We start from the raw sequence: 14,062 nt of genomic DNA, 5'->3' as shown, positions 1-14,062 counted from the left end.
TTCTTGCCAATGTCGATCCCAAACACCGTTGCCGGCCTGGGCTTGTTCCGTGTCCTCATTGCTTCCTCCTTTCAAAAACCAACTCAGTCTGACTGAGAGGACGGGGCGGGTCATCCCATTAGTGGTGACGCCCGCGGGGAAACGGAAAGCTGTCGCTCAACTGGTGGATGCCCATGAGATGAGCGAACGGCGGGCGTGTAAAGCCATCGGCTGCTGCCGCATGACCATGAGATATCGGACGACGCGGACTGACGATGCCAGCCTTCGCCAGCGCATGAGGGCGATTGCCCAGGAACGCCGCCGCTTCGGCTACCGGCGACTGCATGTTCTGCTCAGGCGGGAGGGGTATCTGATAAACCACAAAAAGCTCTTCCGGCTCTATCGGGAAGAGAAGCTAACGGTGCGTCGCCGTGGTGGCCGCAAGCGGGCTGTCGGGACCAGGGCGCCGATGCTGGTTACGATGACGCCGAACGACCGGTGGTCGCTCGACTTTGTGTCGGACCAACTGACTGACGGCCGCCGCTTCCGCATCCTGACTGTCGTGGATGATTGTACCCGTGAGTGCCTGGCGCTGGTGGCCGATACCTCGCTCTCTGGCGTCCGCGTGGCGCGGAACTGGACCGGCTGATGATCGAGCGCGGCAAGCCGAGGATGGTGGTCAGCGACAACGGCAGCGAACTCACCAGCAACGCCATTCTTGCATGGGCCGGCCAGAGCCGTGTCGCATGGCACAACATCGCCCCGGGCAAACCCATGCAGAACGCCTTCATCGAGAGCTTCAATGGTCGCCTGCGGGATGAGCTGTTGAACGAGACGCTGTTCACGTCACTAGCACAAGCCCGCGTCACACTTGGATGCTGGCGGGCCGATTACAACGACACACGACCGCACTCGCAGCTCGGATGGAGAACCCCGTGCGAGTTCGCGATGACCTGTCACCCGCGCCGGGATCTGGCGCTGCGCTATGCCGAAGGCTCCGCGCCAGCTCCCGTCGCTCCTACCGCCCAAAAGGGCAAGTCCAACTGCCGGAGCGAACTCAAACTGGATAAAACTTGGGCGCAAGGTCAGCTGAGCTGTATTCACAGCTTCGGATGCCACCGAACTGAACCGCCCCGGGTTTGCCGGAGGCCACTTGGTTTAAGTTATGCCGCCATGGCGGGGTGTTCCAGCATGGCGTAGTAGCGTTGCTCGGCTTCGGCCGGCGGGATGTTGCCGATGGGCTCCAGGAGCCGCCGGTTGTTGAACCAATCGACCCATTCCAGGGTCGCGAACTCGACGGCCTCGAAGTTTCGCCATGGCCCGCGCCGATGGATCACCTCAGCCTTGTAGAGGCCGTTGATGGTTTCGGCGAGAGCGTTGTCGTAGGAATCTCCGACGCTGCCGACGGAAGGCTCCACGCCAGCTTCAGCCAAGCGCTCGGTGTACTTTAATGGATACGTATTGGGCGGATTCAAGGGGTCGTCGCAACACTCGCACATTGGAGGTTGCGATGAGTATTGGAGGACGGAGATCGGCACGATCTGGACGAGCGCCAATGCCATCGCCGGGGCGGCCACAAGTTGCGCGGCGTGATGAACAGAGCAGATTTTGGCGGGGGATTGCCGCGGGGCTAAGCAGTGAAGAAGCTGCGCTTGAAGCCGGAGTATCGCAGCCTGTCGGATATAGATTGTTCCGAAAGGCGGGCGGCATGCCACCAGCAATGTTCAGATCCTCGGCAAAGCCGCTCTCCGGGCGGTACCTGTCGTTTGCCGAGCGCGAGGAGATCGCACTTCTCAAGGTGCAGGGCCACTCCATGCAAGAAATCGGGCGCCGCCTCGCTCGGTCCGCCTCGACAATCTCCCGTGAACTGCGACGCAACGCGGCTACCAGAAGCGGCGGGTTGGAGTATCGTGCGACGACTGCCCAGTGGCATGCAGACCGATCGGCATGTCGGCCCAAACTGACCAAACTTGCGCTCAACAAAACCTTGCGCACTTATGTGGAGGAGAGACTTGCCGGCGTCGTCGTGGCACCGAGCGGCGCTTCCGTTCTCGGTCCGGTCGTTCCGTGGAACGGTCGCCGGCATGGCCCGCGAAGAGATCGGCGATGGGCCAAGGCCTGGAGCCCGGAGCAGATTGCCCGACGCTTGCCGATCGACTTCCCGGACGACAACACGATGCGCATCAGCCAGGAAGCCATCTATCAGGCTCTCTTCGTTCAAGGCCGGGGAACGCTACGCCGCGAACTGACGGCCTGCTTGCGAACGGGGCGCGTGCTAAGAGTGCCCAGAGCACGCGTAAAAAGGCGAGGCAAGGGCTTTGTTCGCCGGAGATCATGATCAGTCAACGTCCCGCCGAAGCAACCGATCGAGCAGTGCCGGGACACTGGGAGGGAGACCTCATCCTTGGTCTTGGCAGCTCAGCGATTGGTACGCTGGTCGAGCGTACAACCCGGTTCACGATGCTGCTGCATCTTCCCCGCCTCATGGGGCACGGCGAAGCTCCGCGCATCAAGAAGGGGCCTGCGCTCGCGGGACACGGCGCTGAAGCCGTACGGGACGCGATTACTCGCACCATCATCACCTTGCCACAAGAACTGCGGCGTTCGCTGACCTGGGACCAAGGCGCCGAAATGGCCCAGCACGATCGTCTCAAGATCGATGCAGGCGTTCAGGTCTACTTCCGATCCGCAAAGTCCATGGCAGCGCGGAACTAACGAGAACACCAACGGGCTGCTGCGTCAGTACTTCCCGAAAGGCACTGACCTCAGCGTCCATAGCGTCCATGACATCACCGCCGTTGCTGCCGTCCTCAACGCCCGACCGAGAAAGACGCTGGGATGGAAAACGCCAGCGGAAGCGCTTGACGAGTGGCTACCATGAGTGAACACAATCGATGTTGCGACGACCGCTTGAATCCGCCCTGGCTGCCCCTGTCGCTGTGGTGCACGAGCCCGCCACGATGGACCGGCCGTCGATCATGCAGGGCCTGCTCCAGCGCATCGAGCACGAAGCCTGCATGCGCCGTGCGCGAGGCTCGCCAGCCCACGATCCTGCGAGCATAAGCGTCGATCACGAAGGCGACGTAGACGAAGCCGGTCGATGTCGCGACATAGGTGAAGTCGGAGAGCCAGAGAACGTTCGGCCTTGGCGCCTTGAACTGGCGGTTGACGTGATCCAGCGGGCATGGCGCGGCCTTGTCGCTGATCGTGGTCTTGACCGGTTTGCCGCGGATGACACCTTGTAAACCCGTGTCCCGCATCAGTCGCGCCATGGTACAACGGGCAACATCGAAGCCTTCACGCTTGAGCTGCCGCCAGACCTTGCGCACGCCGTACACGCCGAAGTTCTGATCGAAGACGCGCCGGACCTCGATCTTCAGCGCAGCATCCTGCCGGGCGCGCGCCGACAGCCTGGCGGGATCCCGCCGCTTGGCCACATGGGCGTGATAGGTCGACGGGGCGATCGGCAGCACCTTGCAGATCGGCTCGACCCCATGCGCCCCACGATGATCCTCGATAAAGGCGATCATGGCTTGGACCGGCGGTCGAGCTCCGCCATCGCAAAATAGGCGCTTGCCTTGCGCAAAATCTCATTGGCCTGCCGAAGCTCGCGGTTCTCTCGTTCGAGCGCCTTCAGCCTCTCGGCCGTGTCGGTCGGAACGCCGGCCCGCTGCCCCCTATCGACCTCGGCCTTCTTGACCCAGTCATGCAGCGTCTGCGGTGTGCAGCCGATCTTGGCCGCGATCGACATCACTGCCGCCCAGCGTGACGGGTGCTCGTTGGCGTGATCCAGAACCATCCGAACCGCGCGGGTCCGGATCTCGGGTGAAAACTTGTTTGTCGTCTTGCTCGTCATGGCTCCATCCTCTCAGGAGTTGGAGCCTCCGGCAAACCCGGGGCGGTTCAAACGGCTTTGCAGCCGAACCTATTTTACACTCGTTGTTGAGTGGCCACCCGCACTGCAAGACCGTGGAATTTTCCGTCAGAAAGCCTTTACTGCGCGAGCGGTTAAGCGCGCCCGGTCAAGCGCCGCGCCGCTTTCCGTAAGCCTCGAGCGGCATAGCTTTCCATTCTACGCACATACAGGCGACCGACCTCGGTCCGAATTCTCCTGTACTCCGTCGCAGTCAACTTTCCCTTGGCAACCTCCGCCTTCGCCCAATGCATCGTATGGTAACACTGAAGCAGTGTTCCACAGTAAGCCTGCCAAGCGGGCACACTCAGGCGTCGCGCCAATTTCGCACTTGGCTTGATGTCCCAATTTCGGGCAGCTAGTATTTCGTTGATATGCCGCCACGGTCCCGCCATCGCCAAACGTGCGGCGAAGACTTGGTCTTCACGTGGTGCATTCCACCTGGGGCCAAGGGCCAGGACTGCTTCGCGACGAACCATTCCGTAAAGCGGATCGATGACGAGATAACCCTCGTTTAAAAGACGCAGCACCTCCGTAACCCGCTCCACCGGATCATCGGAGATGATTCCTGTTTGGATGTCGGCCCTGTCGTATCGCTGAGTACGGACAATGCCATCGCGTGTATCGGTATATGCGATCTGCGTCGTGACTAGCAGAAGGCGCGGATCTGCAGCGAATGCTGCGAGGCATCTTGTTGCATAGGCAGGATCCAAACGGTCATCGTCGCCTATCCAGCGAAAGAACGTCCCCCTCGCTGCTTGGATCGCAAATTCGAAATTTCGCAGCAAGCCGCGATTCTTCGAGTGGCGATGGTAGGTAATCCGTCGGTCCTCTCCCGCCAATGCGCGGCACAATTCTTCGGTTGAATCGGTGGAGGCGTTGTCCGAAATGACCAGCTCTATGTCGCTGTGCTCCTGAGCGAGAATTGACCGGATCGTACCTTCCAGGACATCTGCGCCGTTGAAGACCGGCAAACCTATAGACACAAGCATATCAGCGCTCTTGCAAGCCCGGGTTTGCAGACGCCTCTTCGACACGTTCCAATTGAATCTCGCGCCAGAACGGCAAGTGTGCGCGTGGGCAATTCAGGTTCGGCACCTTCGGGCAGACGATGCCGTCAAGGACAATGCAAGGCGTCTTCATCGTAAGCATCCGTCCGGTGGGTTCGTCCAGACAACGCTCGACTCGACCTAGCACGCGAGCCGTTTGCCCGCAGAATCGCGCCAAGCCAGCTTCAAAGCCCATCCCGCGATTGCGCAGCTGCGAATCGAGGCTTGCCTCGATCTCGGCTTTCGATTTGATTCTTACCAGCTCCCCCACTTTCAGATCCAGGGTCTGAACCGGCGTGCCGCCAGTCGCCTTCCCTTCAAGGAATCCCCAGTTCATGCCTCGTTTAATCCACATCCACTTAGGCAATTTGCTGCGGCTCAAATTCTGCCAGCGATTGAACAAGCCAACGAAAATTGCGGAAACGGTCTCCCAAAGCGTCACATTGCCGCTACGCACGTCCCACACGTATTGCCGGAAGTCCTTGAGCGGCAGGCGTTCCGGCGCGGCGCGCAGTATCTCTGTGGCCTGGCACGAATAGCGGATAGCCCCGTCCGGGAACGGCTCCCGCTGAGTATGCAGATCCAGCATGCTGGTATCGACGGAACGCGTAGACGAGGTCACAGCACTAGTAGAATTCGCGGGTCGTCGCAACCAAGCGGTTTTCCAGTAGAGCATGCACGCATTCTGGCACCCTCCATGCGCCGCACCATCGCAGCGTGAGCCTACGAGGTGGACGGCATCGGGCATGTGACGCAAGCCCGTCCGCTCGATCGTATCGCACAGCTTGTGCGCTACTTTGTATACTTGAAGCTTCTTGCCGCAGAATTTGACCATCTCCGGCATGAATGGAAGGTTGTCCATTTCGCCACGCTCATCCAACGTGGCCAGTATCTCCTCCGCACTGAGAACCTCAACTTCATCGCCGACCTTGAGCACCCAGGTCTTTGCGAATTGTGCAGCCACATCAAACTCCTCTATCCGAATTTAGCCAAGAGATTTGCTTCCACCAAAGCGCGAACTGCTGTCGAAAGCACGCCAAACGAAACACCCGACCTCTCTGCGATGTCCAGCAGACTGTGCTTTCCATCGGAGTAGTTCAGCACCCACTGGATGGCCATCTGGTGTTGCTTGTTGTCTTGGCTCGGGCTGTAAGGACGGTATAGTCCGCGCTTGCCAAGTTGCGGCTCGCCATACGGCTGTAGGTTTAAATATACTTGGTTGCCATCCAGTACGTCCATGATATCCAGCACCGCCGCCAGAGTCCCAGAAAGTGACTCGGCGGTGACGATGTCAGGATTGTCTGCAGAGGTATGGTACTCGGGATATTCGTCGTTTGGCGATCGGGTCAGCAGGCCCATTGGAAGATTGAACCCCGGAGAGCAAAATTGCCTCTCGTCATACCCATACGGAGTAAAGTCCTCGACGATGTGATCGCGCTTCCGCAGCACATATTCAGCTGCCCGATCGATGATCGCATCACCGCGACGACTGCGCTTGTACCGCAGCGGCGCTGAATCTCCCGCGCACGCAAGCACCAAACCGTGCTCAATGAAGCTTAAGCGATCCCGATTCCTGGCAAGCCACACGATCGATCCAATAGTTGTGGGCGCGAACAGGAAGCGGTAAGTGAGTCTCCTGCTGCTCTGCGCGAGCAAACGTGCGAGCTGAACAGCCACCGCAATACCCGCAAGCGTCTCGTTGGCTAGGGCCGGATGACAGGTATGACAAGCAATAAGCACTTCGCCTGACGCGGTGCCTGGCACCACATGCTCGGCGTAGGTCAGCGAGCCGTCATCCAACGTCGAATCGATCTTGACTTCGTAGTCGTCCTCTACGAGGGTCCTAAGGACGTTTTCGGCGACGCAGAAGCCCCAAGTATTGGAATAATAGCCTGTACGATACGGAATGACGTCTGGCTTGTCCGGCAACGTATGCAGATGGCTCCGCAATTCCGACAGGGGCATCGTCGCGTCCACGGGAACGCTATACCCCATGACATGCAGCGGACTCTCGTTGAAATCAACGACCTTGCGGCCACTACGATCCTTGATGTAGGCGTCGCGGATGTTCCACTCCTTAGGAACGGCCCAATCCAGTACCGAGGTGCCGGTAGGCACCTCGTGCACCGTCAGGGGAACAAGCTCGTTGATGATTTCCAGAGAACGACGGACGCCATCACCCGTGATGCTCCGGCAGATCGGATGCAGGCGCCGAACGAGCTGATGCATGCTCTCGCCCAGCTCGCCCACACGGCGTTCCAGATCGGAATTCGCGCGCTGCACAGGTGATCGATCAAAGTGCGCCGGGACCAATGAAATATTCGTTTTCATGACCGCTCCGATGTAAGTCAACCCGGCACTTCTTCTGGAGGCCGTCGCAAGCTACGGATGATGTCAAGGTAAAATCCATGCTGCTTCATCGCGTACAGCAGTACTGCAGTATATGCAGCCGCGAATACAGCCCCGCCAAGAATTGCAGTCAGCAATACCGATGAACCCGCGATCACCCATTTCAACATTGCGAGCGCGCACACGGACGCGATAACAGACGCTACCAGCGGTCGACCTATCGACAGCGCAGCATCTTTCATCGAAACTCCCGTTCCGCGGAAACACCACACCAGGTGAGGCACGACCCATAACGTCAATGCGGCGGAAAACCCGAAAGCCACGCCATTCGCTCCATAGGGCAGCCCGGCCGCACAGCCGACGATCACCAGCGGAGCAATCACGAACGCGATTTTGAGACTGCGCTCCACCATGCCCAGTGCAATCAAAATCCAAACAGTAGGATTGATTATCGCAAACACGAGCGCCGTCGGCGCCAACAGACGAAACACCGAAATCGCATCATTCCATTTAGGACCGAACATTATCTGGACGATCTGTTCGGCGAAGATCGCGCATACGAACGCCACTGGAATTGTTGCGGCCAATACCAGCGTGTAACTCTTCTTGAAATAGGCTGCCAGTCTAGCCGGATCGCCCTGCAGACGAGAGAGTACGGAGATCGCAACACCCCCGACCGTAGCATTTACCATATCGATGGGCAGCGTAACGAGCTGGAAGGCTCTCCCGTAAATGCCGACCGCCTCCGCCCCGTGAAAGCGCCCCAGCAGTACTTTATCGAAGTTGTATGCGATGTGGATCACCAGCGTGTTCAACGTAACAATGCCGCCGAACCGCAGCATCGAACCAGCGGTGACACTCCAGGTAGGTCTACTAGGAATCCATTTCGCGCGGAACCACAACTGCAACGTGGTCATCAATGGCAACGCCACGCTCCACGCGACAAGGGACCAATACCCAACACCACTGAAAGCCATCACGAGGCTCGACGCGCTGCTCACGAGTAACGCCACCACGTCGATTATCGCGAGGGCCGTGAACTGAAGCTGACGTTGCAGAAGTGCCGAGTGCTGAACTCCCGCTGCGTTAAACAGGAAGCTCAACCCAAGCACATTCGTGATCGGGACCAAGCGAGGCTCGCCGAAGAACGAAGCTACGAATGGCGCGATGACGACCGAGGTCAGGCATAGCAACAAGCCGACAAATATATTTATCCAAAACAGAGCCGACATCTGCTCATCGGTGATTTCGGAACGCTGAACGGTCGCAAGCGAAAGCCCAAACTCCCTAAAGATGCTGAGAAAGCCCGTGACAGCCGTAACCATACCGACCAGACCGAAGTCTGTGGGACCAAGAAGCCGCGCAAAACCTATCATGCACCCGGTGCGCAGCAAAAAATTAGCCACTTGCGCACCACTTCTCGCTACTCCTCCCCGAAGCGTGCGACTCTTAAGGTCTCTCATCGTATTTGTGCGACCCCTGTCGCGTTCAATGTCATGGCGGTGTTCAACTGGTCGCCTACCGCATCAAATCGTGTTAAACAGGCATTTGTCTGTAAAGTGAAACTGAAATTGCTCGGGACTGTACCCTCGCGAATTAAGCTTATGTCGAGCCAAGATACCGGTCAACTCAGGGGTCAGCATTAACTATTGCCGCGTGGATGAATTTTCAGCAATGAGTTAATGGCCCTGGGCATCTGCAATTTGTCAGTAAGGCTCTACCACCTATGATCGTTTCCATACTGATAGTCAATTGGAACTCCAGCGAGCTCCTACGCAAGTGCTTGGTATCGATCCGCGAAACATGCGGAGATCTTGAGCTGCAAATAGTCGTCGTCGACGGTGGTTCTTTTGACGGCTGCGCAGAAATGCTCACAAATGAATTCCCGGCTGTCACTTTTATACAGTGCGAGGAAAACGTCGGCTTCGCGCGCTCAAACAACATCGGTCTTGAGCAGGTCACGGGCGATGTGGTCTGGATCCTGAACCCCGATACCGAGGTTCAACCGGGAGCATTACAGACCTTGCTCGGAGAACTGCGAGGACGCCCTGACGCTGGCATCATCAGCCCCGCCTTTCTAAATTCTGATCTATCGCCGCAAGGCAGCGTGCACGCGCTACCCAGGCCGGTCCGGCAGGCGATCGACTCCGAACTCCTACGCCACTTGCTCTGGCCCGTCGGCCTGTGGGCTCCGCCCAGTGATTTCTGTCCAGTCGAGACAGTGGCCGTAGAAGCCGTCGCGGGGACTGGAATGCTGATGTGGGCCAAAATAATGCGCGACGTCGGCGGTTTCACCCCAGCATACTTCATGTATGCGGAAGACATGGATCTCTGCTTCAAGATCCGTCGTGCAAAACTCAAAATCTACTACGTGCCGGCCGCTGCTGTAATACATCATGGCGGAGCAAGTTCTTCCGTTCAGGGCAGCACCTTTTCTGCGGTAATGATGCGAGACGCCTTGCACCTTTACATGATCTTGAACCACGGCAAGCTCAGCGCGTTGACTTATCGGGTCATCACGGGCATGGCAGCCGCCGGAAGGTTGCTGGTTCGATTTCCCACTCTGATTCTTGGAGATGCGAAGCGAGCAGTGCAGCGCAAGGCTGCATTCTGTCAATGGCAGTCGGTGCTTTGGTGGAGCTGCGGCGGGCAGCGATGGACGAAACGTTATTCATTCGCGGCTCATGATGGGGCCAAGTCGCGATGATGGCCGCTCCTTTGCGACGTTCCCCTTGTCGTCGGATGTCAATAGACTGAGGCCCCTGATGGCTCCGCAGGTGCAGATCTTCTATTGCAGTTTCGGTACCTTCAGTGGCGGCTTCGCCGCAGTCGACACCTCTTCGCGACGACCTAATTCTGAGCGCCTCGCTCACCATTGGGAATCTGGAAAGCACACGTTTCGCATTAACTCGGTTCGATGCTTGCCTTTCTTGAAGTGGGTAGATTTGTCCGGGCACGGAATGCGAACCGCTAACATTGACATTGTATCGCTAGGGATGCGTGATGAAGCTTAACGGAGTAACGCTCCAGGGGGAAACTTTTTTCGCTCTCTGGTTGTAGACCACTATGTCCGCGACATCGCTCCTGGCTCATCTAGTTCGTGGTGGTCGACGTTGTCCCCTCAAGCAGTTTCAGATCTATCGGGGACAGCCCACTTGATAAGGCCTCCCTTATTGCTCCGCGCTACGAGGCAGACCAGAACGTAATGATTACAGCTCAGAAGCAAGAGTGTCCGCGGCCGGCCTTCATTGGCAGGTCTTTTCGCAGCTGCTACACTGTTTCTTGCGCTCTTATTGATTGAACAGGGGGAAGTCCTTGACTGACAGTATCTTCACATCAGCAATTACCGAACTAGCCCAGCACGCGGGCGCGAATGCCATCGTGACCGGCGGGGGGGGGTTCATCGGCAGTCGCGTATGCGACCTGCTGAATGCAGCGGGCTGGGTCGTGCACTCGGTAGGGCGCCGACCTGCCGGCCCAGCCAGCGCTCGTCGTCATTGGCAGCTTGACTTAACCGATCTAAATGCGGTGCAAGGTCTAATAAAAGAGGTGCGACCTGACTATGTCTTCCATCTAGCGAGCCATGTATGGGGCGCGCCAGATTTGTCGCATCTATTGCCCACATTCCACAGTAACCTGCACACAACTGTGAATCTCCTCTACTCGCTCGCGGGAGAGGGTTGCCGCCGCTTCGTTCTCGCTGGCTCGCTAGTCGAGCCGGACGAAAAATCGGCGCACGCCGTTCCACCTGCTCCCTACGCCGTATCCAAATGGGCGGCTGCAGACTACGTTCGCATGTTTAATACGCTGTATGGTGTTCCAGGTGCGATCGCGAGGGTCTTCATGGTATACGGGCCTGACCAGCAGGACCCCACCAAGCTAGTGCCTTATGTGATCGACCGACTGGCGCGTGGCGAGGCACCTCAGATCACGAGCGGACGCCGACTGATCGACTGGGTTTACGTCGATGACATAGCGGCGGGTATGGGCCGCATGGCCGTTGCGCGCGATGCTGCAGGCCAGACCGTAGACCTCGGATCGGGTTCACTGATTAGCACCGCCGACCTTGTGCTGAAGGTCTGCGAACTCATGAACTCGGATATTCGTCCGGTCTTCGGCGCCCTGCCCGATAGGCCTCTTGAACCAACAAGTATTGCGCGAACCGAGGAGACGTTAAGGCTGCTTGGCTGGACACCGCAGACAAGCCTGGACGAAGGCTTGCTTCGAACAATTGCGGCGCATCGCGACGCCGTCGCCCGCACCTAGTCGAAGCGCCACGCAACCGGCTTCGCCACGACAAAGGATTTTCGCTGCAACACCTCACGGCACCCGGCCAATTCAAGCCAGGGGCACCGACGAGTGGGTCGACCACCCCGTTCCGTTTGAGAATTTGTGCCGGCCAGGGCGCGTGCCCGCTCAGCTGCGGCGCCTAAACAGATCGCATCTGTGAGATCAAAGCGGCTTGTGGATGGTTCAGCTTGGACCGACATTCCGGCGGCACCATTGCAGCCAAACCGGTAGGTTGCAGGTGCGTCAGTGAGGAGTGGTAAACATGGACGTAGGCCATTCAAGAAATTCTAGCTGGATGAAGCGTTCGGCTTATCGATTTCCTTCGCTCCGCAAAAGACATGCTTGATGCCACACTTCCCGTACTGGGCCTTTGCACAAAACGTTGCTGCAGGTTTGATGGACACCCGCTGAAGCTAATCCACCTTGCGCTCGAACTCAACCGAGCTGACGTAACCGATCGTCGAGTGCCTGCGGATCGTGTTGTAGAATCTTTCGATGTAGTCGAACACATCAGCGCGTGCTCGTCTTTGGTCCTGGTGGTTTGGCTTCTGGCCGCTCGGTCTTGAGCAGGAGAAGGAGCTCTCCATCGCCGCATTGTTCGAGACGTTGCCGGAGCGGCTCATGTTGCAGACGATGCCGGGGAAAATCAAGCGTTGGGACTGCTCGCTGTTGTACTGACTGCCTGGTCAGAGTGATGCAGCAGCGTCGGCTTGCCTTGGCGCCAGACTGCCATCAGCAAGGCCATCGGTCACCAACTGAGCCGTCATGGTCGCGCTCATTAACAAACCAACCACCCGACGTGAGAACAGGTAGATCGCCGCCGCCACATACAGCCAGCCCTCGATCGTCCAGAGGTAGGTGAAGTCGGCGATCCACTTCTAGTTCGGCCGCTCGGCAGCAAACTGTCAAGCCAGGAGGTTTGCCGACGCGGTCTTGAGCTGCCAATCGTCGCTGTCTTTCGGCAACCACCGCCTGCGCGGCCCTGGCCGCAGGCCTTGCAGGCGCATCAGCCGTTCAATTTAATGCAGGCCACAGTCTGCCCCGTCGGCGAGCACAACGCGCCCGACCTGCGCGCCTTAGGAGCGGTCGCTCGCCACGAAGCTGGCCTTAACTTTGCCGCCAAATTGTCGCCGCCGGATCTAGCGCTGGGAGCGTTCCAGGCGTGGAAGCCCTGCCGCGATACCCCAGCGCAGCAAATCGCTCTGCCGCCGGCCAGATCGCCGGCGCTTCGCGATGAAGGCGAACTTCATGTCGCTTCCTTCGCGAAGATGGCTGCGGTCTTCCTAAGAGCCTGACCGAAAAAGAGTGAGCGGTTTTGGCGGGCTTGTGATTCCTTCGGATTTGCAAAGATTCGAGGGAGGACACCCATGCCGTGGACCAAAGCCGCTCGTAATCACTATCAGCGCAGTGGACTGCGTTACGCAAGCGATCTGACCGATGCCGAATGGGCGCTGATCGCCCGGAAGATGCCGCTCCGACGCTGACCTGCGCGAGATCGTGCAGGCCATTTTTTATATTGTGTCGAGCGGCTGCCAATGGCGAGCCTTGCCCAAGGAGTTCCCGCCATACTCAACGGTACAAGGCTATTTTTACGCCTGGCGCGACAGCGGCAGGTGGCACTGGATCGTTGGAGCCTTGTGCGACGGGCACGGAAGAAGCTCGGCATAAGCCGACGCCGACGGCTGCCGTCATCGCAGCCAAACTGCTTCGACAACGCAGGCTGGAGGGCCTCGTGGCTTCGACCCCGGCAAACGCCTGCATGGGCGCAAACGGCACATTGTCACCGATAGCAACGGCTTTCTGCTTGCAGCCCATGTCCGTCCTGCGAACGTTCAGGATGACGATGGCGCGGTCCCTTTGCTCGAGCACCTGCGAGGCCGCTTCCCGAGGCTTCAGCATGCCTTTGCCGATCGGGTTTACCGCGGCAAACAGCTTACTAACGCCCTGTCCCGCTGTGGGCCGTGGACAATCGAGATCGTCCAGCGCCGACCGGGCGTCAAAGGCTTCCAGCTCTTGCCCAGACGCTGGGCGTGTCGAACGGACCTTTGCATGGTGCGGTCGTTGCCGCCGAGCTTACCAGAGACTTTGAAGGCTCAGCCGCGACAGAGCTCGCCTGGCTTCTCGTTGCCCATCTCAGGCGGCTGACAAGGCGCCTCGTCCGCCTTGAAGAGTTCGCAGACCTTTTTGAGTCAGGCTCTAAGAAAACAGCCGGATCGGCGTCACCCGGAATAGCCTGCAACACGAAGCCCAGCGATTTAGCTCGGCGCTGAAGGTTGGCGAGCACGCGGCTGCGATATTGTTGCTCATATTGGTCGGCACCCGGATCCCCGTAGCTCATGCCGTGCCGGAGTGTGTTGTAGAATAGAGCAGCGATCTTGCGGGCGGTCGCCACGGCTTTGGCCTTGCCCGCGCGTGAGGACAGCCGACGATAGAATGCTCCAAGCGCTGTCTCGCTCCGCCCCACGGTTGTTGCTGCCAACCG

The 14,062-nt window shown here is 58.7% G+C and carries 6 protein-coding genes, 7 pseudogenes and 1 other annotated feature; of the genes and pseudogenes, 5 read left to right on the top strand and 8 right to left on the bottom strand.

Annotated elements, in window-relative coordinates:
• Window positions 1-121: 121 nt before the first annotated feature.
• A pseudogene (locus AC0L21_RS36990) lies at window positions 122-1,041 on the top strand (IS3 family transposase); the annotation flags it as partial.
• Window positions 1,042-1,142: 101 nt separating this feature from the next.
• On the opposite strand, the pseudogene AC0L21_RS36985 reads toward AC0L21_RS36990, so the two are convergent.
• A pseudogene (locus AC0L21_RS36985) lies at window positions 1,143-1,430 on the bottom strand (integrase core domain-containing protein); the annotation flags it as partial.
• A 59-nt stretch (window positions 1,431-1,489) separates the two neighbouring features.
• Here AC0L21_RS36985 and AC0L21_RS36980 point away from each other — a divergent pair.
• Window positions 1,490-2,860: pseudogene (locus AC0L21_RS36980) on the top strand (IS30 family transposase).
• Window positions 2,861-2,900: 40 nt separating this feature from the next.
• Here the strand turns inward: AC0L21_RS36980 and AC0L21_RS36975 are convergent.
• The 5 genes and pseudogenes from AC0L21_RS36975 to AC0L21_RS36955 all read right to left on the bottom strand — a co-directional run.
• Window positions 2,901-3,835: pseudogene (locus AC0L21_RS36975) on the bottom strand (IS3 family transposase); the annotation flags it as partial.
• Window positions 3,435-3,551: a sequence feature (AL1L pseudoknot), on the bottom strand. It overlaps the preceding pseudogene by 117 nt.
• Before the next feature lie 152 nt (window positions 3,836-3,987).
• Entirely contained in the window at window positions 3,988-4,884 is an 897-nt protein-coding gene (locus tag AC0L21_RS36970; RefSeq protein WP_473266853.1) for a glycosyltransferase family 2 protein, read from the bottom strand.
• Window position 4,885: 1 nt separating this feature from the next.
• Window positions 4,886-5,905, bottom strand: coding sequence for a hypothetical protein (locus AC0L21_RS36965; protein ID WP_473266851.1), 1,020 nt, complete (start codon window positions 5,903-5,905; stop codon window positions 4,886-4,888).
• 11 nt (window positions 5,906-5,916) lie between these two features.
• Window positions 5,917-7,272: a DUF4910 domain-containing protein gene (locus AC0L21_RS36960; RefSeq protein WP_473266848.1), complete on the bottom strand. Its 1,356-nt coding sequence runs from the start codon at window positions 7,270-7,272 to the stop codon at window positions 5,917-5,919.
• Between the two features lie 17 nt (window positions 7,273-7,289).
• A complete protein-coding gene (locus AC0L21_RS36955) occupies window positions 7,290-8,753 on the bottom strand; it encodes a lipopolysaccharide biosynthesis protein (RefSeq protein WP_473266846.1) in 1,464 nt (487 codons plus the stop codon).
• 263 nt (window positions 8,754-9,016) lie between these two features.
• Between AC0L21_RS36955 and AC0L21_RS36950 the strand changes: the two genes are divergently transcribed.
• Together AC0L21_RS36950 and AC0L21_RS36945 are read left to right on the top strand one after the other, a co-directional pair.
• Window positions 9,017-9,997: a glycosyltransferase family 2 protein gene (locus tag AC0L21_RS36950; RefSeq protein ID WP_473266844.1), complete on the top strand. Its 981-nt coding sequence runs from the start codon at window positions 9,017-9,019 to the stop codon at window positions 9,995-9,997.
• Window positions 9,998-10,605: 608 nt separating this feature from the next.
• On the top strand, window positions 10,606-11,556 hold the full coding sequence (locus AC0L21_RS36945; RefSeq protein WP_473266842.1) for an NAD-dependent epimerase/dehydratase family protein: 951 nt from the start codon (window positions 10,606-10,608) through the stop codon (window positions 11,554-11,556).
• Window positions 11,557-11,993: 437 nt separating this feature from the next.
• Here the strand turns inward: AC0L21_RS36945 and AC0L21_RS36940 are convergent.
• Window positions 11,994-12,857 (bottom strand): annotated as a pseudogene (locus AC0L21_RS36940) (IS3 family transposase); the annotation flags it as partial.
• 90 nt (window positions 12,858-12,947) lie between these two features.
• Here AC0L21_RS36940 and AC0L21_RS36935 point away from each other — a divergent pair.
• Window positions 12,948-13,742: pseudogene (locus AC0L21_RS36935) on the top strand (IS5 family transposase); the annotation flags it as partial.
• Window positions 13,743-13,804: 62 nt separating this feature from the next.
• On the opposite strand, the pseudogene AC0L21_RS36930 reads toward AC0L21_RS36935, so the two are convergent.
• Window positions 13,805-14,062 (bottom strand): annotated as a pseudogene (locus AC0L21_RS36930) (IS110 family transposase); the annotation flags it as partial.

The organism is Bradyrhizobium sp. WSM4873 (genome assembly GCF_055811355.1).
The sequence above is the reverse complement of the archived record's forward strand: the minus strand, read 5'-3'. Positions and strand labels throughout refer to the sequence as shown.

Bases quoted from the DNA above. Each gene is read 5' to 3' on its own strand.
- AC0L21_RS36960 (WP_473266848.1), bottom strand. From the start codon at position 7,272: ATGAAAACGAATATTTCATTGGTCCCGGCGCACTTTGATCGATCACCT.
- AC0L21_RS36970 (WP_473266853.1), bottom strand. From the start codon at position 4,884: ATGCTTGTGTCTATAGGTTTGCCGGTCTTCAACGGCGCAGATGTCCTG.
- AC0L21_RS36955 (WP_473266846.1), bottom strand. From the start codon at position 8,753: ATGAGAGACCTTAAGAGTCGCACGCTTCGGGGAGGAGTAGCGAGAAGT.
- AC0L21_RS36950 (WP_473266844.1), top strand. From the start codon at position 9,017: ATGATCGTTTCCATACTGATAGTCAATTGGAACTCCAGCGAGCTCCTA.